The organism is Mesorhizobium amorphae CCNWGS0123 (genome assembly GCF_001686985.1).
GTDB lineage: Bacteria > Pseudomonadota > Alphaproteobacteria > Rhizobiales > Rhizobiaceae > Mesorhizobium > Mesorhizobium amorphae.
Genome location: NZ_CP015322.1, coordinates 163,108 through 182,626, shown reverse-complemented (window position 1 = coordinate 182,626; position 19,519 = coordinate 163,108). Strand labels below are relative to the sequence as shown.

The 19,519-nt window shown below is 59.6% G+C and carries 17 protein-coding genes and 1 pseudogene; 1 reads left to right on the top strand and 17 read right to left on the bottom strand.

What is annotated here, in order from left to right; translation table 11 throughout:
• Window positions 1-60: 60 nt before the first annotated feature.
• The 9 genes and pseudogenes from A6B35_RS30845 to A6B35_RS30810 form a co-directional block, all read right to left on the bottom strand.
• Window positions 61-276: a rubredoxin gene (locus A6B35_RS30845; RefSeq protein ID WP_006205715.1), complete on the bottom strand. Its 216-nt coding sequence runs from the start codon at window positions 274-276 to the stop codon at window positions 61-63.
• Window positions 273-1,121 (bottom strand): hydrogenase expression/formation protein, encoded by an 849-nt coding sequence (locus tag A6B35_RS30840; RefSeq protein ID WP_006205716.1) that lies wholly within the window; start codon window positions 1,119-1,121, stop codon window positions 273-275. Before A6B35_RS30840 ends, A6B35_RS30845 begins: the two co-directional genes overlap by 4 nt.
• On the bottom strand, window positions 1,118-1,567 hold the full coding sequence (locus tag A6B35_RS30835) for a thioredoxin domain-containing protein (protein WP_006205717.1): 450 nt from the start codon (window positions 1,565-1,567) through the stop codon (window positions 1,118-1,120). Before A6B35_RS30835 ends, A6B35_RS30840 begins: the two co-directional genes overlap by 4 nt.
• Window positions 1,568-1,726: 159 nt before the next feature.
• A complete protein-coding gene (gene hypC / locus A6B35_RS34930; RefSeq protein WP_006205718.1) occupies window positions 1,727-2,023 on the bottom strand; it encodes a HypC/HybG/HupF family hydrogenase formation chaperone in 297 nt (98 codons plus the stop codon).
• Window positions 2,024-2,140: 117 nt separating this feature from the next.
• A pseudogene (locus A6B35_RS30830) lies at window positions 2,141-2,649 on the bottom strand (HupE/UreJ family protein).
• A 22-nt stretch (window positions 2,650-2,671) separates the two neighbouring features.
• Window positions 2,672-3,274, bottom strand: a complete 603-nt coding sequence (locus tag A6B35_RS30825; protein ID WP_006205721.1) for a HyaD/HybD family hydrogenase maturation endopeptidase — start codon at window positions 3,272-3,274, stop codon at window positions 2,672-2,674.
• The gene (gene cybH / locus A6B35_RS30820; protein WP_006205722.1) at window positions 3,275-3,997 is read right to left on the bottom strand and encodes a Ni/Fe-hydrogenase, b-type cytochrome subunit; all 723 of its coding nucleotides are present in this window, start codon (window positions 3,995-3,997) and stop codon (window positions 3,275-3,277) included. It lies immediately after the preceding gene.
• Between the two features lie 13 nt (window positions 3,998-4,010).
• Window positions 4,011-5,801, bottom strand: coding sequence for a nickel-dependent hydrogenase large subunit (locus tag A6B35_RS30815; RefSeq protein ID WP_006205723.1), 1,791 nt, complete (start codon window positions 5,799-5,801; stop codon window positions 4,011-4,013).
• A 21-nt stretch (window positions 5,802-5,822) separates the two neighbouring features.
• The gene (locus tag A6B35_RS30810; protein ID WP_065518353.1) at window positions 5,823-6,905 is read right to left on the bottom strand and encodes a hydrogenase small subunit; all 1,083 of its coding nucleotides are present in this window, start codon (window positions 6,903-6,905) and stop codon (window positions 5,823-5,825) included.
• Between the two features lie 298 nt (window positions 6,906-7,203).
• Between A6B35_RS30810 and A6B35_RS30805 the strand changes: the two genes are divergently transcribed.
• On the top strand, window positions 7,204-8,232 hold the full coding sequence (locus A6B35_RS30805) for an IS110 family RNA-guided transposase (RefSeq protein WP_006205725.1): 1,029 nt from the start codon (window positions 7,204-7,206) through the stop codon (window positions 8,230-8,232).
• Window positions 8,233-8,824: 592 nt separating this feature from the next.
• Here A6B35_RS30805 and A6B35_RS34925 read toward each other — a convergent pair.
• The 8 genes from A6B35_RS34925 to A6B35_RS36855 all read right to left on the bottom strand — a co-directional run bounded on the left by A6B35_RS34925 (window position 8,825) and on the right by A6B35_RS36855 (window position 19,401).
• Window positions 8,825-9,607: an aspartate/glutamate racemase family protein gene (locus tag A6B35_RS34925; RefSeq protein WP_081482277.1), complete on the bottom strand. Its 783-nt coding sequence runs from the start codon at window positions 9,605-9,607 to the stop codon at window positions 8,825-8,827.
• Between the two features lie 1,539 nt (window positions 9,608-11,146).
• Window positions 11,147-11,326, bottom strand: a complete 180-nt coding sequence (locus A6B35_RS30795) for a hypothetical protein (protein WP_006205727.1) — start codon at window positions 11,324-11,326, stop codon at window positions 11,147-11,149.
• Between the two features lie 211 nt (window positions 11,327-11,537).
• Complete coding sequence (locus A6B35_RS36865) at window positions 11,538-11,999, bottom strand: hypothetical protein (protein WP_006205728.1); 462 nt, start codon at window positions 11,997-11,999, stop codon at window positions 11,538-11,540.
• 13 nt (window positions 12,000-12,012) lie between these two features.
• Complete coding sequence (locus tag A6B35_RS36860) at window positions 12,013-12,285, bottom strand: hypothetical protein (RefSeq protein ID WP_202799469.1); 273 nt, start codon at window positions 12,283-12,285, stop codon at window positions 12,013-12,015.
• Entirely contained in the window at window positions 12,279-13,310 is a 1,032-nt protein-coding gene (locus A6B35_RS30785) for a helix-turn-helix domain-containing protein (RefSeq protein ID WP_006205729.1), read from the bottom strand. The genes A6B35_RS36860 and A6B35_RS30785 overlap by 7 nt, the downstream gene beginning before the upstream one ends.
• Window positions 13,311-13,922: 612 nt before the next feature.
• The gene (locus A6B35_RS34910) at window positions 13,923-14,150 is read right to left on the bottom strand and encodes a hypothetical protein (RefSeq protein ID WP_081482278.1); all 228 of its coding nucleotides are present in this window, start codon (window positions 14,148-14,150) and stop codon (window positions 13,923-13,925) included.
• 348 nt (window positions 14,151-14,498) lie between these two features.
• Window positions 14,499-14,972: a hypothetical protein gene (locus tag A6B35_RS30770; protein ID WP_006205731.1), complete on the bottom strand. Its 474-nt coding sequence runs from the start codon at window positions 14,970-14,972 to the stop codon at window positions 14,499-14,501.
• 352 nt (window positions 14,973-15,324) lie between these two features.
• Complete coding sequence (locus A6B35_RS36855; protein WP_244897185.1) at window positions 15,325-19,401, bottom strand: Ulp1 family isopeptidase; 4,077 nt, start codon at window positions 19,399-19,401, stop codon at window positions 15,325-15,327.
• Window positions 19,402-19,519 lie beyond the last annotated feature (118 nt).

Below are 19,519 nucleotides of genomic sequence, written 5' to 3'. Positions count from 1 at the left end.
GTTGCATGAATGTGGCGATAGCACATCTCGGCCGGATTGATTTCCGTGCGTTCCGCCGCGTCAGCGTGCATCGCCGAGCCTCATGAACTTCGATTGCAGGGCGTCACAGTTGGGACAGCGCCAGACCTTGGGCAGGGCGGAAAACGGCACGCCGGGCGGGATCTGCCAGACCGGGTCGCCTTGCGCGGGATCATAGACATGCCAGCAGATGCCGCACTCCATCTTGTCGTCATCGGACGCCGGATCGCACTTGCCGAAGTTTTCGAAGCTCGTCATTTGAAATAGACCTCTTCGATGTCGCGCAGCCGGGCTTCCGAACCCCTGAAATCCTCTTCGGCAGCGATGACGACGGACGGGATGTCGGCAACCTCCAGCGTATCGAGAATGATCGTGTCCATGGCGTTGTAGAACTGCACCGACCAGACGTTGCGGACGCCGGCCGCCACGACCCGACATGTGCCATAGCCGCGCGAGGTGAACTTTACCGGCCCGGTGCCGAGCGTCGCCTGCAGGAAACCCATGTCCTGTGGGCTCATCGGAAAGAGCGAGAAGTTGATGATATCAGCAGGATCGCCGTCGCTATAGCGGCCGATGCGGTCGCCGATCTCGGTCAGCACCGGCATGACATTCATGGCGCCTGCCGGCGCCGGTCCGTGGGAAATCGATGCCGGCAGTGCCGAACAGGCCTGACGTACGGCTGCGGGAATCGACGCGACCTCGATATAGTCAGCAAGCAGCCGGCTATCCGGGTCGGTGAAACGGATGCGCCAGACGCCGGCCATCACCGCTTCCTGGATCTGCGCCAGGATGCCGGACGGCAGCGCGGCAATTCCCGCAACTTCGCCTTCGCCGAGGGTCTGGGTGATCAGCTCCCTTTCGTCATCCGGAAAATCGGTAATGTCGAACAGGCGGCCCGGCTGGTCAGCCGTCTGCACGGCGAGCGCATCGGCGAGTTGCGGCAGCAGCATCGCCGTCCGGCGACAGCAGCGGATCATCTCCTCGGCGCTGCTGGTCGCGAGATAATTGAGCTTGCGGGCGCTCTGCGGCGGCTCCGCGCCGATCGGCATGACCGTCATCGCCGCATCGGCGCCCTCGGGGGCGACCCAGAAACCTGCTTTCATCGGGCGATCTGGTTGCCGGCATGGGTGATCTCGACCTTCGACCCGCCGGATGCCGCCATGACCGGCGCATCCGCAGATAACCAGTTGCCGATCTTCTCCATATATTCCGACCAGTCGCGGATCTTGCCGATCACGCCAAGCGGCTGGGCTCCGCGCGTGACAACGAGGCTTGGCATGACCACGACATTGAACCGCGGCTTGAGCTTGTCTTCGGCGGCGCGTAGCACGATGGCGCCCCGCACCCGTCCCGGGAACGCCCGTAGGAGTTCGGGAAGAACGACGGCGACGTCGTCGGCTTCAGGTCGCAGCGCAGGATCGCCGGTGAAAAACAGGATGGCATGTTCCGCTTTGTCCGCGGCCGGCGCCAGGAAGGTGTCGATGCTCGCTTCGTCGACGATGGGCAGTCGCATCTGCTCGCGCAAGACGCGGACCAGGTAAGAGGGCATTGTCTCCTCCAGAAATCAGCTTGCAGAACGTTCTTGGGAGTTGAGCAGCAAGCGGTGTGCCAGATCCGGGGAGTCCATTGATCTGCAAGGAGAGTTTCCAGCTCGGTTGCTCGCGTCGAATTGCTGGAATCCCGGTTTCCAGATGCGGCCACTATTCTCTCACCCCTCACGCAGATGCGCGGGCAATTCCGGCTCGCGGGCGATGAGATCGGCAAACAAGGCTTCGAAGGGCCGGCCTTCAACAGCTTCCGCCAGACCCGCAAGGGCATCATCGATGGCTTGCGCCTCATCACCCTCAAGGACGCGAATGGCCGAGCCCAGATGGGTCAATAGATATGTGCCTGGCAGTTGCGCGCCGACCAACATCATCGACACGGAAGAAATCGTACCATGACGCTCGCATTGGGCCACGCACTCGTCGCCGGTGACGACCCGCATCGGAAGACCTATGCACATGGCGTTGTCTCTTTTCTGTCATTCAAGCTACGAAATCGGGAACCGTGTGGACAGCGCCCACACGGCAGGCCTCGGCCTTGGGAGCGAAATATCAAGCGGCCAGCAGCGCGGCCCCTGTTAGGGCGACGGCAGCTCCGGCAACCCGGCCAGACGCTCTGCCCGGGCCTTGCCGAAATCTAAGCGACGCGAGCGCGGTTCCGCCCGCATGCAGCATGCAGCCCGGAAGCCCGTGACATAGCCCGTGGCATGCGACATGGCAGGCGTTTCTGAACCATGGGCATGACCCGTGGAAGAGTGCGCATACCCCGCGATCCCCGCCACCGGCGCCCGAACCTTGACTTCGAAGGCGACGAGCAGGCCGAGCACCACTACGGTGAGGGCAATCCCCGTTTCCACCATCGGCAGCGGCAGGCCGTAGATGCCTATCGCTCCGCCGATCGTCATGACGATGACGAAGGCACAATCCAGCTGTCCCTGCCGCCGAGCGTGCCGGGCCGGAAGCCGACCGCGACCGCGACAAGGATATGGTGGAGGCCGCCCAAAGGATGGCCGAGACCGGCAAGCGTGCCATCCGCATGAAGTCCGGTATGGGCATTGGCGACGCCCAGCACGCCAGGGCCGCGCATGCAGCCGATATTCTCCGAAACTTCATGGGAGCGTCCTCAGGTGATCAATGCGGCTGGCGCGCTGTTCGTAATTGTCAAAATCCAGATCGTTGCCGAGGAGCGAGGGGACGATGCCGCCGCTCCGCGCTCTTGCCTCGATGCCCCAGCCCTTGAGAACGGCGACCGCCGTCCGGATCGCTTCGGGGATGACCGCCTTCACCGGCTCCGTCAGCGGCCCGCCCCAATCCTCGAGATCGACCGGCTGGCAGCCGATCAACGCCAGCTTTTCCGGATAATGGCCGAGCAGGTCGGCGGCGCTCAGCACTTCCTGGAACCCGGTCTGGTGCAGGCTCATCTTCCTGGCGCCGGTGAATTTCGGCACTTCGTCGTTTTCGACGATCTTCAGCGTGCCCGGGCTGAGCCCGTAGTCGATGGCATCGAAGACGATGAGATAATCGGTTTCCATCACGAACTGCACGAGATAGAGCCCTTGCGTCCCGCCGTCGAGGACGGTGACATTATCCGACACCGAATAGGATTGGTGAAAAGCTTCGACCACGCGTACGCCAAACCCCTCGTCGGCCCACAGGATGTTGCCGATGCCGAGGACCAGCACCCGGGGCCGTGTCGAAGACAGTTTGCGCACCTAGTCCTCCAGGTCCTTGAACATGCGCTCGCCCGAGATCATCGACGAGATGATGCTCTGCCGGCTCATGATGTCCTCACGCACAGCCACATAGATATGGACCATTGTGAAAACCAGGATCACCCACATGCCGAGATGGTGGAAGGTGTGGACGTCCTGGCTGTTCGGCCAGATCGAGAACAACCAGCCGAACAGGCTGTATTCCCAGCTGTCGCGGCCAGTGCCCTCGCTGTAGAGCGCAAAGCCGGTGATGACCATGAACAACAGCGGCAGCGTGAACATCAGGAACATGGCGGACTGGGCAAGCGGTTTGTGACCGACATATTTTTTCGGCTTGCTGATCAGGAAGGCATACCAGCGCACTTCATGCACGCATTCCTTCCAGAACCGGCCGCTCCAGACCGGGACGTAGAAGATCTGTCGGGCATCGACATTGCCGACGAACACCCAGTAGATTCTCAGGATCAGGGCTATGGCCAGGATCTGTCCGGCGGCGAAATGGTTGAAGCGGATATATCCCATCAGAAAGTTGGCGCTGGCCTCCCCCGGCATCGACAGCAGTGGGCTGCCGATTAAGTAGCCGGTCAGCGCAAGCATGAGGATGGAGAAGGCGTTGATCCAGTGCCAGAGACGCACCGGCGCCTCGTAGACATAGACGCTCTGGCGCTCCACGGCTCTTTCGCCGTGTGCGTCCAAGGTTGCAAGCGGGTCGAAAAGGCTCATCGCATATCCCTCCTCATCTCATCTGCACTTTTGCCATTTCCTGCCCGTCCGGGCTCATGACATGCGTGGAGCATGCAAGGCACGGATCGAAGGAATGGATTATCCGGAGTATTTCCAGCGGCTGGGTGGGATCTGACATCGGGGTATCCACCAACGAGGCTTCGAACGCGCCGATACCGCCTTTCGGATCGCGAGGGCTGGCGTTCCAGGTGGTCGGCACGACGCATTGGTAGTTGTCGATCTTGCCGTCCTTGATCTTGATCCAGTGGGCGAGCGCGCCGCGCGGCGCTTCGGTGAAGCCGACGCCCTTGACTTCCTTCGGCCAGGTCTGCGGTTTCCATTTGTCGACGAAAGCGGTCGCGCTGTCGCCAGCCTTGATATTGGCGACCAGCTTGTCGAAGAAATAGCGCATCTGGCGGCCCGCCCATTCGGAGTCTAGGGCGCGCGCCGCGGTGCGGCCGAGCGTGGAGAAGAGCGCCGACATCGGAAGACCGAGATCTTTCAGCACCTTCTCGATCGGCTCCTTGAATTCAGGCTTGCCCTGCGCATAGCCGACGACCCAGCGGGCGAGGGGGCCTACCTCCATGGCGTGTCCGCGCCAGCGCGGCGCCTTGATCCATGAATATTTGCCACCTTCGTCCAGTTCCTGGATGTTGGTCTTGGTGCCCTTGGCATTGGGGCCTAGTTCGTAATGCGGCTCGGTGACGCCATCCCAGGGGTGCAGGCCCTTGGCCTCGTGCGGATACTTGTACCAGGAATGGATGACGAATTCCTGGATTTGCTCCGGATCGGCGAGGTCGATCGGCAGAATGTCGGCAAGATTACCGTTGATGATCGCGCCGCGCGGCAGTTTCAGGCTCGCCTCCGAATAATCGTTGGCATGTTCCGGCACATCGCCATAGGCGAGCACGTTCTTGCCCGAAAGGCCGCCGCCAAAGAGCCAGTCCCTGTAGAATGAGCCGATCGCCATGACGTCGGGCACATAGACCTTTTCGTTGAACTCGATCAGCTGGTCTATGATCGACGACACATGGTTTAGGCGCTCGATGTTGATCGCACCGACCGCGCCGGTTCCATCGATGTTGATGGGACAGGGCAGGCCGCCGACCAGCCAGTTCGGATGTGGATTCTTGCCGCCGAAGATCGTATGGATCTTGACGATCTCCTTCTGGAAATCCAGCGCCTCGAGATAGTGCGCGACGGCCATCAGGTTGGCTTCCGGCGGCAGCTTATAGGAGGCGTTACCCCAATAGCCGTTCTTGAATGGACCGAGTTGGCCGGATTCAACGAATTTCTTGAGCCGGGTCTGGATGTCCTTGAAATAGCCGGGCGAGGAGAGTGCCCAGTCGGACACCGACTGGGCCAGCTGAGACGTCGCCTTCGGATCGGCCTTGAGCGCGCAGACGACGTCCACCCAGTCAAGCGCATGCAGGTGATAGAAATGCACCACGTGGTCATGCACCTGCAACGCAAGCTGCATCAGGTTGCGGATCGAATTGGCGTTTTCCGGGATGGTGATGCCAAGCGCATTCTCGACCGCGCGCACGGAGGTCAGCGCATGCGCGCCCGTGCAGACGCCGCAGATCCGCTCGGTGAAGGCCCAGGCGTCGCGCGGATCGCGGTTCTTGAGGATGACTTCGATGCCGCGCCACATCGTGCCAGTGGACACCGCGTTGCGGATGACGTTGTTGGCGTCGACATTGACCTCGACCCGCATATGGCCTTCGATACGGGTGACCGGATCGACCACGATGCGTTTGCCGGAATTGTCGAGCGTGAAGCCGTTGGGCGTTTGGATTGACATAAGTGTTCCCTGCCCAGAGTTTTAAACGTCGGTTTTTTCGCGCTTGGTGGTGACGCGCTTGACGGCGGTGATCGCGGCGTGGGCCGCGATCGCTCCGCCGATGACGCCGGCTACCGTCATGCCGATCCGGTCGGCATTGGCCTCGATGCCGAACTGGTTGATCGTGGCCAGGCGGTCATAGAAGCTGCCCTTGTCCCAGAACCCATCCTCGGAGCAGCCGATGCAGCCGTGACCGGACTGGATCGGGAAGGAGACGCCGCCGTTCCACCGCACCGTCGAGCAGGCATTGTAGGTGGTCGGGCCCCTGCAACCCATCTTGTAGAGACAGTAGCCGTTGCGTGCTCCCTCGTCGTCCCATTCCTCGACGAACTGGCCGGCGTCGAAATGCGGCCGGCGGTAGCATTTGTCGTGGATGCGCTGCGAATAGAACATCTTCGGCCGGCCCTGCCGATCGAGCTCGGGCAATCGGCCGAAGGTGGTGATGAAGGTGACGACGCCGGTCATCACTTCGGCGATCGGCGGACAGCCCGGGACCTTGATGATCGGCTTGTCGCGGATCACCTTGTCGATCGGCGTTGCCTGGGTCGGGTTGGGCTTTGCGGCCTGGACGCAGCCCCAGGAGGCGCAGGCGCCCCAGGCGATGATCGCCATGGCGTCTTCGGCCACATATTTGAGTTTCTCGACGAAGGGTCGGCCGCCGTCGATGCAGAACATGCCGTCCTCATTGAGCGGCGGATTGCCCTCGACGGCGAGGATGTACTTGCCCTTGTATTTCTGCTTGGTCTCTTCGAGGATGGCCTCTGCCTGATGGCCGGCTGCGACCATGATCGTGTCGTCATAATCGAGCGAGATCATCGAAAGGACCACGTCCTTGACCAGCGGATGGGCCGAGCGGATGAAGCTCTCCGAGCAGCAGGTGCATTCGAGGCCGTGCATCCAGATGACAGGAACCCGTTCCTTGGTTTCGAGTGCCTCGGCCATCGCCGTTTTCGCGTCCGGGCCAAAACCCAGGCTCGCCGCCGTCAGGCTACAGAATTTGATGAAGCTGCGTCGGGTAATCCCCTGACGGCGAATGACATCATAAAAGGTTTCTGTTTTGCGCATCGTGCTCCTCTAGCGCTCCGTCCCCAGTCAACTCACCCGGATGAGATACCTAGGCAGGCATGATAGGGAGAGGTCGCAAGAAGCGGGCCAGTTTGAAAGCCGGTGCCGAACTCCAAACTCAAGCTCGTTAAGCGCCAAATGTACGGCCGAGGAAAACTCGACCTACTCCAGGCGCGCGTCATCGGCGCTGCGTAGGAGCCAATTTTGCACACGATGACGTAATTGCTGCCGTCGCTCCTTTGAACGAAGATTCGGCTGACGGCAAAAGCCGCCGACCATTGAGATCGAGGAGGCCGCAGTGAAGCAATATGTCGGATTGGATGTGTCGCAGCGAGAGACCAGCGTTTGCGTCGTCGACGATGCTGGAAGGTCTGTCTTCCAAGGAAAAGTGAAGTCCGATCCGGGAGCACTGACCGAGTTGCTCCGCAAACGCGCACCTCACGCCGAGCGCATCGGATTCGAGACGGGCGCCATGTCCAGCTGGCTCTGGCATGAGCTTAAACGGGTCGGAATGCCGGTTGTCTGCATTGATGCTCGACATGCGAAGGCGGCACTTTCAGTTCGAATGAACAAAAGTGATGAGAACGATGCCCGCGGCCTGGCCGAGCTGGTTCGCGTCGGCTGGTATCGGGAGGTCAAGGTCAAAAGCACAGAGAGCCAGGCGACCCGATCCCTCCTGGTGGCGCGATCGCGACTTATCGCCATCCGCCGCGATCTCGAGAACCAAGTCCGGTCAATGCTGAAAGAGTACGGGCTGCAGTTCAGTCGCTCAATCGGTGCGCAGTTTCGGCGAAAGGTCGTGGCGTTGGTTGTCGACGGGCATCAGCTTCGATCCGTGATCGAGCCGCTTCTGACCGTCCATGAACAGGCCTGCAGGGAACAGGAAAAGCTGGACCGGCAGGTACGACGCCTTGCTCGTGAGGATGACACCACGCGCCGGCTTATGACGGTTCCTGGCGTCGGCGTCGTGACGGCGTTGACCTACCGCCACACGATCGATGATCCTTCGCGCTTTTCCTCGGCCAGTGACGTCGGCGCCTACCTTGGTCTGACACCGCGGCGAAAACAATCTGGGGAAACAGATGTCAACGGCCGTGTCTCACGCTGGGGAGATCGGCTGTTGCGGACCTATTTATACGAAGCGGCCAGCGTCCTCATGCACCGGACAAAGAAATGGTCGACGCTGAAGGCGTGGGGCGTTCGCCTGTCGAAGCGGATAGGTATGAAAAAGGCAAAAGTGGCGGTAGCTCGCAAGATCGCGGTTCTGCTCCACTGCCTCTGGGTTGACGCCACCAGCTTTGAGTGGGGCGGCGAAAAGATGGCGTGACAGATCCGCGCTCGATCCCAATCGCGGGTCCGCTTCCGAAACCCGTGATGTCCCCGCCGGGACGGTGGTTGTGGTGACCTCGTTGAATCGGCTGACGTCGACTTCGAACTTCGTTGCACACGTTGAGGCGCCCAACCCGAACATCATCATGAGGCATTCGACCTCGGAAAGGACCATGACCCCGGCGATGACAGAGCGAAACTCGGATTGACAATCACCCGCAATTAAAGGGCCGATTCACAGCTCCAAACACGAAACGCGGTCCGAAGGCAACAAACTCAGAGAGTTGAACAAAAGACTGCCAGCCTGGAGGTCTTTTTTCGAGATCGGCAACGGACGCTTGGTGGATGTCCCTGAAGTCGTTAGCGACACGATGTTGCTTCCGCTCTTTAGGGTATTAACATAGTTTAGAAATGATTGCGATATAGGCGCCGTCGAGGTGATAAGTATGTCGTCGTCCCTAGCAAGCCATATCATTCTTTTTGCTTCCGCTGCATTATTCTGCAAATACTTGTCAGACAACGAGGGAACTGCTGTGGCCATGGCGTCGGAGCCAACATTTCCTATTACTAACGCGGTCATCTTTTCTACATTATGATCGGCTGGCCAACGTGTCCGGAAGTGATTGGCTTTCTGCTACCCACCAGTCAATGCAGGCGTCAGCAAGGATATCAATCGGGTCGACAATATCATTGTCGTATGCGAGGTCTCCGCAGATCGCTGATAGTTCACTGCAACCAAGAATAATTTTGTCAGGTTCGAAAGATCGTACGGCTTGAACAAGCCTCGTTAGATTGTCCTGTGCATTTGCCATGTTGCCTGACTTGACGTCAGATATGATCTTGATGGTGTCTTTCTGAAGTTTCGGGTTGCTGCGATAACATTCTTTGCCGAAGTCGCTCTCAGTTTGTCCGGCGTAAAGCCCGTTGTGCATTGACGCGCTCGTTCCGATGGAAATTGAGCGAAGGTTGCGTGCTTCGCTGCCACGCGAGTCCTCTATGGCTTGTCTTGTTATCTCTACCATATCAATCAATTTTACTGACAGCGCTTTTTTAATCTCTGTGGCCCAGAGATGTGCAGTATTGCAGGGGATAGCGATTGCTCCGCATCCAACTTTCTCTAGCCAATACGCGCGTTCCAAAATTTGCCGCAAGGGGGCGTCGCTGCCGACTAAAATTGCCTGCGAACGATCAGGGATATTGGGAACCGATAGACAAATAAACGGGATGTGATCCTGGTCTCTTTCAACGCGGCTTTTGCGAGCCAGAATCTCCAAGAATTTAGCAGTCGCAAAGCTTCCCATTCCGCCGACCACTCCAAGTGGTTTTCGTTGACCAAGTAGTCCGGGAGATGGGGGCGGGATGGCGTCGATCATCAAGAAATTCCTATTGTTGAGGTTTTGCGCCACCGATCGTCTGTGAGGCGGGGCATCCGCGGTCGCGTGTTCTCAAAGCGAAATGTTCTCTACCTGCTCCGCCGCCGTCTGCGGGATGCCCGGCATCGGTTTAGCTATAACGACGCGGATCCGACTTGTTGACGCACGACGAGCGCATCAAAAATCGTACCACCTTCGCAAAAATAGCCCTGGGTAAGTTTTGATATTAAGATCAGATAGTTAAGCCAGAGCGCGGACGAAATTGGGCCAACCGCCACTATGTAGCAGGCGCGACAAACCCGACAGGGCATGTGGCGACAGCGCCAATGCCGGAAATTTTGCCTAGGAGTCGGCAATTGAACCGGCCCGCAACGTGGCTTGCAGGAATGCTTCGATGTGCGCGCCTAAAAGGTGTACCTGGTGCCGTAGGGCATCTCCTTGCCACTCTGCCGGATCAACGCTCCCAGAAGCGCCGTTTTTGAATCTTCCCCAGTTCGCGTATTGGAAAGGATATCGCATCGCTATTCTCGCGAATTGGATGGCTTTCCATTCTGGCATTCCGGGCGCGAGTAAATGTCGCGTGGCATTGTACGAATTTGTCGGACATCGACATGGCTGGTTCGCCCCGGGCCATGTTCTGAAACGATTTTTCTTTGGTACGCAATTTGCTCGTCGTCAGGAGAATGTCGAAAAGTCACGAAAACACGTCCTGCCGGGAACTCGGCCCTACTCGTCGAAACGGTCGACACAGCCAAGCGCGAATGTTCGCAGGGCTCCAATGTCATTTTGGTTTCAGGTGCGCCAGCATCGAGCCCCCAGGAGAGGGGGCAACACCGCGGTTCAGCGGAAGCCGAAAACAATACTCGCCAGATGCATGCATCGAGATGGAAGCGCCAGCATGTCAGGAACGGAATGCTTTGGCCCGCCATTCAGTGTGAAAAGTCACTGCCTCATGCAGCGTGAAGGTCCCTCTCGGCCCGCTTCAACGATCCTCGCTCCCCTTCGGAATCGAGTATTTCGATCAGTGTGGACGGCCACACGCATAGCCGACCTAGGAAGGTTGGTGCAAGCCGTTTGCCATCGGCTGTCCGTGTGGCGGACATCTCGGTGAAGCCGGAGCAGTTCTTCGGCATGGCGATCGCGGACAAGCGATCCTCTCCACCAAAGCGAAGAGCAGAAAGACAGCGTTCCCCGCCGCATGGCTGGAGCAAGCTCAGATCGTGCTGGATATCATGGGTCGCGCGAAGGCACCTATTTCGGTGGCGGAAATCGCCGCGACGTTCTCATCACCAGAACAGACCGTCACCGAAGTGCGAGACGTGCTTCAGTCCTTGACCCGGCCCGGCCAAGCGGAAAGCTACGACAACGGAAGTAGCTTCTTTCGAGCGGCATAGACGCTATTCTTTCGATATCACTTGCCTTCGTCTCGTACCTCGATGTTGAGAAGTATTGCTTTCACCCACGTCCAGAAAACCAGCCATAGTTCCCAGTCGACCGCAGAACGCAATGACAGCTTCTGGCGCTACTTGACATCCCCGATCAGGAAGACGCGCCTAGTTCTTCCAGCAATCGATCCGCGTGGATGAAATTGCCGCCGGCGCGCGGCATGACCGCGATCAGCTCTGCTTGTGCCTTCTGTCCTTCTTTGAGCGCTCGACCGTAGGGCTGCGGGAAATCGAGCGCAAACCGGAATTGGACGTATCGGTCGGAGCGGACCAAGCACGCGTTGAGAGCTCCTCGTCGTAGTAGCCGAAGGCAAGCTGTCAAAGGCGCGTACACGAACGTTCGTCGTGCCTTCGGCCAAGGATGGCCGGTTTGCGGCGTTGCGGCCTTCCAATTTTGAGCCATCCTGAACGACGTTGGCTCACGTGGAGCGAAGTAGATACGCTACAGGTCGATAGCCGCTGACCGCAGGATGCTATCAGAGCTGCTAGGCAGCACGGAGCCGGTCTGCGACATCCTCTCGCGTCATATTCACCTTAAACTGTTCGGGGTTATAATCGATCTCCGTGGTCGCCAGTTCGACGAATGCCCGCATGGCGTTCGCAACGGTCTCGGGCAGCGGATAACTGGCGTCCGGGCTCAAGACTTGCAGCAGCCGTGCCACGTCGTTGCGATGTTTTTTGATGTTCTTCTCGTCAACCTTGCCGCCCGCATTGCGCTCCGAGCTGAGATCGAGCCACGCCCGTGCTTTGAACGGGATGATCGCTACCTCGTTGAGTACCGGGATGCCGCCGGCCTCGCGCACCATCGACTTGAGGAAGGCGTAATAGTCCTCGTCGAGTAGGATCGCGGACAGGCTCGCGGCCGCGTCGTCGATCGGAAGCGGCGTAAGATGCGAGTCCTCGGCAAGCGTCAGCCCTTCGGGCGACCGCGAGAACAGCTCCAGCATGGCGGGGAAATCTTCAGCCTTCGGCTTCTGGAAACGGTAGAGGACTTTCTCGCCCTGGCTTTGCTCCCTGATCTCGTACCCGCCCTGCTCGACAAAGGCCCAGAAGCGCTCCGCGAAGGCAGCGTCCAGCGCCTTCGACGATTAGAACGATGTCAAGATCCTTGGTGGCACGGAAGTCTAGGCCGACCTCGTTCATGATAAGCTCGCAGGCGGCACCACCGATCAGCACATATTGATGTTCATGGCCTGCGAAATGCGCGCGGAAGCGGTCTACCCCGGTCACCATTCAAACGTCTCCAATAATTGTTCCGCCGTTTGCACAACACGTTCGTCCGGGCTCCCCCGAACACTGAGATACAGGGACAGCCGATCTATGACATTGTCCCGCGCGAGGATCTGCGGGTCGTAGGTCCAGGTCTGAATTTCTATTCGGTCGTCATCAAACGCCGCGGCTGGGCTGAGTGCGAGCCTCTCCTTGAGGCGCATCCAATGCATCGACAGAACGGCGCGCGTCTCGACCCGAGGGGCCGCCAGCATGGTGTAGTGGGCAAGCGCGCTCTCGCCGGCGAGCGGTGCGATATGGTTTTCTATCCGGCCGCTAACAAGGCGAACCTTGCGCACTGGGGACTGCAATCGCTCTTGGATTGCCTCCCATAGTTCGTGACCACCCAGGAGCATGTGAAGACGCCGTTGTCGGCCGACATGGCGAGCCTTTGCAAGTTGGAGTGCCTCAAGCTCATCTAGTGTTCGGCTTATGCTCATGATCGACACATGCAGTCGCTCGGCAAGGTCGGTGAGGTGTTCATCCTCAAGGGCGACACCCTGCAGGACCGCGAGGAGCACCAATTGCGTGGTAGGGCTGATCTGGTCAGAGGCAGGGATCGCGGCCGTCGGCGCGCGCTCGCGCAGGTCTAGCAAGGCTTCCGGGACATAAAGCTGCGCACCCGGCGCGATGAAGCCGATCTGCCGCTCCACCATCTGGCGTCGGATGGCGTTCGGCACATGGTCAAGTAGCAGCAGAATGAGATCGACGCCAAGTTGGCGGCGGACCAGATCGCGGTGCTTGAGATAATCCGTAGTAGGGCCTTGCCGGGGTTCGCGAATAGCCATGAGAACCAAAGTTCGACCGTCCAGCAACCCTTCCCACAACATGTAGCGGTCAAGCACGAAGTGCGGGACGTTTGCTGGCACTATAGGCGTGAGTTCGAGCCGCCGCCCGAAGGCGTGCTGGACATACACTTCTGCCGCCTGAGCGAGCGCTTTCAACCGTGCTGCAGGGATTGTTTCTAACACCATGCCCATATTTAACATCAATTCTGTTAAATGTACATGCAATGTTAGATACGGCGGTGGCTTTCTACGTCTGTCCCTGTCCAGATCGTCGGCAACTGGTTCTCATCGCCAATGATGACCTGGAACAGTCGCTTGAGGGCGGCAAGGTCGAGCCCCTCGTACTTGAGCGCGAAGGTCAGATGGCCTTCGAGGGTTGGATGTCGGGCATGGCGGGGCGTTATAATCCGCCAAGCGTTCCGCGATGGCGAACGACTGGAGGCTCAGCGGTGCAAATACAGGAGATTGGCGGTTTCACATGAGCGCGCGCCGCAACCACACCTCAGGGACGCCATCGACGTTTCGAAGCCGGACATGAGCTTCGCAATGCTAAGTTCCGCCTGGAGCGTCTCGAGCAATGCATCGCCGAAATACCTAGCGTTAAATTCGCCGCTCTCAATCCCTGCCGCGCGGTCGGCTGGGAACAGATGCAGACCGCACGGTTAACTCGTCGCCGCGCGTCCGAAGCACATAGTGTGGGCCGTCGATGGTCGCGCTCTTCCCGGCGCCTGAATTCCCGAAGATCACCGACAGTTTGCCGTCGCGCGACGAGCCGTTTTGGACCTATTATTAAGCGCGAGACTGTGGGGAAGGTCAGCCCGCCCGCCGCAAATCCTGATGCCGCGTCCGAGCTGCGCTGAGCAGGCAGGTCTCGTCGCTAATTCCGTCCTGGAAAAGTCGAACCAGCTCAGAGGCAATGTTCTCGGCTTCCGGTGACCCTGGCTGGATATGGCTCTCTTGGCAAAGCTGGTCGAAAACCGACTTGAGGCTTTGCAAATCACTCGGATAGAGGGCTGGGTCAAGGTTGGGACGATCGATCATCTGGGCCTCCCGCGGGCTGAGATCTTGAACGACACAGAGGGCGGCGACGAGGAAACCCGCCGACACGCGAAAATGACCCCGCCGAAAGGGATTGTCATTAAAAAAAGTTGTCGGGTGACGGCTTGGTGCAGTCTTGACATCCCGATGTAGGTGGCCACGGATGCCTGTGGTCCCGTCTGCGAGGAAGCGCGGCACAGGTTCGCCGTTCACGAAACAGGAGGCTGCGGTCATCGAGACGTTCGACGCCTCCACCACGGCGGGGGCGGACCTGCACGACGCTTTTTGCGTGCGTTGTATTCTTTGAGGAGGATTACAAGTAGTTCGGATCCGCGCCCGATCGCAGCTCGTCTATGTCTTTGTAAGGATGGCTTCTACCTTCTTTTGCATCGAGATTGTCGTGCTGTAATACGGCCAAATGTAAGGCCCGCCAGCGCCTTGATTCAGGTCTTGATTGATTGACGTATATCCGGTGATAGCTGGCGGAGTGGACTGATTGGTTACAAGCAGTTGGAGGGCCGTGATAGGCTTATTGCCTGTTTCGCCGATTTTCCAGACCATGTAAATGTACTTCCCGCCTGCTCCTTGTTTGAGGTCTTGGCCCGTCCATTGCCAACCAGAAGGCGGATTCGATTGCTGTTCATTGTATGCAACGAAGTTGATCGATGTCACAGGATTGCTGTCGCCAAGAATATAACCGATGTAGATGTACTTCCCTCCCACGCCTGTATTCGTGTCGGTGGGCAGGAATTCCCAAGGCGGCTGGTATTTTGGCCCAACACTGTCATCGACGTGATTCGTCAATTGCTGAATCGGCACGGCCATTTTTGGCACTCCAGTTTGTTTTGAATAACGGGGGCAGAGCTTGACCCTTCCGCTGGAGCATCACGGACCCTTGGTTCGCGCGAGAGCGACTGTCGATCAGCAAGTCTCACGCCAATCAAAACTATTATTCTGGAACAATGGGTTAACTCTGGGTGGCGTGTCCCATGTCGGACATTGTCAAATATCCCACAGCTTGGGGCCTTTGGTGCCGTTCACCCAATTCGACATAAGACGACTACGCCGCGATCTCCCAGAGATGCCTGCGGCCATCGGCCGTGCCAGCATGTCTGACCCCGTCGGCTTTCGATAACTGGTCGCTTCCTCCGGCCATATCCATGGGCAGAAACCGACGTCAGCCCCTGAGTCGGTTCTGGAGTGCCTGCCGGTCGGCGACGAGATTGTCGAGGTGCAGCACGGCTGGCTGGTATCCTTGCGCCAATCGTCTAACCAGAGCCCGCGTGCCGTCGACCATAAAGACGCCGCAATCATAGCTGTTCGGCTGCTGGGCCATGCGGGCTGGCTCGAGGCGAGCACCCAGCCTTGCTGCGAACTCTGCTGCGGGCTGGTCATTGTAGCCGCGGGCGGAGTCGTAGTGATAGGCGACAGGGCTTTCCCGCACACGGCGGTCGACGAGCAACAGCGACCAGTGGTCGCCGGGGCGATCAGGTTGGGCATTGCTTACTGGCACAAACAGGAAGTCAGCTGTATCGTCACCATTCTGATCATGGACTATGCGCTGGAATGCGCGTAGCGCGAGGATCTCGGCGCCCAAGCGCAGATGATAAAGGGCTACGAGGGGATCCACGAGCCGCGTCCGCGCGGCGAGATCAGGATTGTCCCTCTGCAGATCCTGTGCCAGGAGCGCGTAATCCGCCAAGATATGCTTGTCGGCCAGCCACTCACTGGCGCCGAGCTCCAGCCAGCCGCCATCATGGAGCGAGGCTGTCGGATGCAAAGCTCCGACCTGAGCGTCGGACGGTGGGCGCGGGAGCTCCGGCGCATAATGAGCATCATCCCGCAGCTCCTGCGGAGTGACCGGCAAATGAACCAGCGAGTCAAGGCCGCCGTAGATGTCCGATTGAGCCCTTGGCGTTGCCACTGACGCAGCTTCACTCATCGGCCCGACTTCGGCGTGATGGACGAGCTGAACGTCGGATGGTAGGGGCGGGAGCTCCGGCGCATAATGAGCGTCATCCCGCAGCTCCTGCGGAGTGACCGGCAAATGAACCAGCGAGTCAAGGCCGCCGTAGATGTCCGACGGAGCCCTCGGCGTTGCCGCTGACGCAGCTTCACTCATCGGCCCATGGACGAGCTGAACGTCGGATGGTGGGCGCGGGAGCCCCGGCGCATAGTGGGCATCATCCCGCAGCTCCTGCGGAGTGACCGGCAAATGAACCAGAGAGTCCAGGCCGCCGTAGATGTCCGACTGAGCCCTCGGCGTGGCCGCTGACGCAGCTTCACTCATCGGCCCGACTTCGGCGTGATGGACGAGCTGAACGTCGGATGGTAGGCGCGGGAGCGCCGGCGCATAGTGGGCATCATCCCGCAGCTCCTGCGGAGTGACCGGCAAATGAACCAGAGAGTCAAGGCCGCCGTAGATGTCCGATTGAGCCCTCGGCGTGGCCACGGACGCAGCTTCACTCATCGGCCTGACTTCGGCGTGATGGACGAGCTGAACGTCGGATGGTAGGCGCGGGAGCCCCGGCGCATAGTGGGCATCATCCCGCAGCTCCTGCGGAGTGACCGGCAAATGAACCAGAGAGTCCAGGCCGCCGTAGATGTCCGACGGAGCCCTCGGCGTGGCCGCTGACGCAGCTTCACTCATCGGTCCAACTTCAGCGTGATGGACGAGCTGAACGTCATTCAGTCCTGCCGCCCCCTCAGCCCTTGCGGAAACCGCCCTGGGTGGCTCCATCGTCCGGTCGAACAGCTGTGGCCAGGTGGGATTCCCCGGCTGCGAGTTGGGCAGCGGAGCGGCTTCCGGTCGATATCTGAGGCGAATGGCAACGCCTCGCGGATTGAGTGGGGTTCTCGGCCTACCCCCTAGCGGCAACCAACCCGCCGTGTAGCGCTCGCCATCAATCAAAAAGCTGGTCAGTTGAACCTCCTGGTTCGGCATGAGGTTGCTCCTGTCCAGCGCAGCGATCAACTCGTCTGGCGCGCGCTGGTGGGCGTGGCGCCAGTTCAAGTGACGAACGGCCTCTCCGAAATCCGGGGCCTGGGAATGGCGCGCGGTTGGCGCGAGGGAAGACGGTAGGCCAGCTTCTTCCAGCATCTCCCAAAGTTGATCCTGATCGTAACCTTCCCCGGGGAGGGCCACTGGAGATCCGACAGCGCGCGGCACGGTGGCAATCTGGCGCTCAGGTTCCAACGCTTCGCTGCGCGGCAGTGACTTGCGAAGGTGAGCCAGTGCGATTCCGGCCCGTTTGTCGGTACTGGGATAGCGAATGACATCTTCATCCAGCGACTTGTCATGAAGCCGAGCAGCAATGCCCGGCATGTTGTTTTGACGCAGGTAGTGACCGAAACTGCTAAGGGCACTTGCGTAGTTCATGGCGGTATATGGACTGAGCCCGCTCGAAGGCGCTGCTGATTTGTACTCTTTGATGAGGGCCGCGTCGTCGGGATAAGGAGTCGGGACAGTACGTCCTATCGTTGGCGCGAGTGCGCCCGCCTGGTATGTCTTCAGATACTTGAGAGCCGGAACGATGGACGACGACCCCCCGTTTCTTTCGAGCTCCTTGACGTCGTCGTCCAGCGACTTGTCCTGAAGCCGAGGAGCAATGCCCTGCTTGTCGTTTTCAACGAGCCAACGGCTGAAGTTGAGAAGACAATTCACATGGAGCGTGACGGTGCTGTCCTTGGCCCCACGGGCGATGAGTGCCGCCCTGAGACCCTCCATGAGGGACGCATCTTCGGAATAAAGAGGACGCTTGTCGCCACCTACGCAAACCGTTGTTGAACGATCCGGCTGCAGCGCCGAGGCGCCTAAGATCGCCCCACCACCTCCGGTGTGCGGCGCTGGTATGTAATCTTGCCCGCTCCCCTGCATTATGGGCTGCGCTTCCCTTGACGACGAAGCCAGTTGATGGATAGGGGCCTGCAGCACGCGACCGCCTGAATTGCCGATCGCGCTCAGTTGCCGCTCAATGGCATCCCCTTGGGGATTGCTCAGCGTCCTCTGCCTCTTCGCTGGTCTCAACTGCTCCGGCTGATCCGCCCCCCGCAGAACCTCCTCTGGATTGACAGCCAGCCCCGGCGAGGGGACGGCTGGGCTTGGCTGATCAACAGCGCCTGCCGGCGAATAGGGAGGTGAGGGCACACCTTGCCAAAAGTTCGCCGTGCCCCAACTGTCGGCTGGCAGCTGACCAGCTTGATCCACCCCCTCCCAAAGCTCCGCTGAATTGAAACTTGACCGCGAGCGGTCGGGTTGATCGTCCAACAGTCGCCGAAGCTCCTCTGGATTGACAGACAGCACTGGCGACTGGACGGCCTGTTCCTCCGCCTGCCGAGAGCCGTCCGCCCCGAAAGGACCCTCCCAGATGCTGCTGCGGCAATCACGAATGATATTCAACCCGGTGGCGGGTGTCGTCTCTGGGCGTCCGCCGACACGAGCCACATCATCGATGAGGCGCCCGCCTTCCATGGAGGGACCATTATGGGGAGGCCTGCGATCAGCTAAAGTACCGGGCTCACGATATTCACGAAGCACCGTCAGCGCGGCTCTCATTGCCTCCTTATCCCGGTCCCCGAATGACTTGACATGTGCGACCAAGGAATTGTGATCGAGTGCAGTAATCGTTTGGCCAGGGCCGAGAGATTTCGCCAATCTGCGAAGAGTCCTATCACACTGCCGGGCCGTGCTCGGTAGCCATCCCCGGCGCGCCGCCGCCGCCTTTACAGCCCCCTCGATGAGGTTCTTGTCTTCCACAGGGGGTTCATTGCGCAGACGTCCGCCAGCAGGAGCGCCGGGGTCGCGGTGCTTACGAAGCACCGTCAACGCGGCCACCATTGTCCCGTCATGGGCAAAGAAACTTTTAGCGTAAGCAATCAAGGATTGGTGATCGAGCGCAGAAAGCGTCTTGCCTTGCGACCCGAGATCATCCGCTAATCTGCGAAGGGTCGCTGCATAACTCTTGGCCGTTTGCCCTTTCAGATCCCGGCGCGCAACCCCGGCTTTGACCGCCGCGTCGATGAGGCTCCGGTCTTTATCAGACAGACGAGGATAACAGCGGTCCCGAGGCGCATGGACCCCTGCGACGGGCGCGGCATCGGCTCGGCGCGCCTCGCGCAGCAAGTGCTGCTCAAAGCCATTGTGCCCGGCGTGTGCCGCCTGCTGCCGTTGCATGGCGTCGAACGTCTCCCGCCAAGCCGGATCCGTTGGATTGAAGTTAGGTAGGTCCAAGTTGGTCTCACGCTTATAGGTCACCTGAGGCTCAAAACTACTCGGGCAAGCTTTCGAGAAGCTGACAATCCTCGCCGTCTGCAAAGCGTCTCACGAACGCTCGAAGAGAACAGTCTGCGATCCGGTGTGGGCTGCTCACCCG

What these genes read in the sequence shown, in the direction of transcription:
- A6B35_RS30845 (WP_006205715.1), bottom strand. Translation starts at nt 276, where the DNA reads ATGACGAGCTTCGAAAACTTCGGCAAGTGCGATCCGGCGTCCGATGAC.
- A6B35_RS30840 (WP_006205716.1), bottom strand. Translation starts at nt 1,121, where the DNA reads ATGAAAGCAGGTTTCTGGGTCGCCCCCGAGGGCGCCGATGCGGCGATG.
- A6B35_RS30835 (WP_006205717.1), bottom strand. Translation starts at nt 1,567, where the DNA reads ATGCCCTCTTACCTGGTCCGCGTCTTGCGCGAGCAGATGCGACTGCCC.
- hypC (WP_006205718.1), bottom strand. Translation starts at nt 2,023, where the DNA reads ATGTGCATAGGTCTTCCGATGCGGGTCGTCACCGGCGACGAGTGCGTG.
- cybH (WP_006205722.1), bottom strand. Translation starts at nt 3,997, where the DNA reads ATGAGCCTTTTCGACCCGCTTGCAACCTTGGACGCACACGGCGAAAGA.
- A6B35_RS30815 (WP_006205723.1), bottom strand. Translation starts at nt 5,801, where the DNA reads ATGTCAATCCAAACGCCCAACGGCTTCACGCTCGACAATTCCGGCAAA.
- A6B35_RS30810 (WP_065518353.1), bottom strand. Translation starts at nt 6,905, where the DNA reads ATGCGCAAAACAGAAACCTTTTATGATGTCATTCGCCGTCAGGGGATT.
- A6B35_RS34925 (WP_081482277.1), bottom strand. Translation starts at nt 9,607, where the DNA reads ATGATCGACGCCATCCCGCCCCCATCTCCCGGACTACTTGGTCAACGA.
- A6B35_RS36865 (WP_006205728.1), bottom strand. Translation starts at nt 11,999, where the DNA reads ATGCTGGAGCTGTTCTCGCGGTCGCCCGAAGGGCTGACGCTTGCCGAG.
- A6B35_RS36860 (WP_202799469.1), bottom strand. Translation starts at nt 12,285, where the DNA reads ATGGTGACCGGGGTAGACCGCTTCCGCGCGCATTTCGCAGGCCATGAA.
- A6B35_RS30785 (WP_006205729.1), bottom strand. Translation starts at nt 13,310, where the DNA reads ATGTTAAATATGGGCATGGTGTTAGAAACAATCCCTGCAGCACGGTTG.
- A6B35_RS34910 (WP_081482278.1), bottom strand. Translation starts at nt 14,150, where the DNA reads ATGATCGATCGTCCCAACCTTGACCCAGCCCTCTATCCGAGTGATTTG.
- A6B35_RS30770 (WP_006205731.1), bottom strand. Translation starts at nt 14,972, where the DNA reads ATGGCCGTGCCGATTCAGCAATTGACGAATCACGTCGATGACAGTGTT.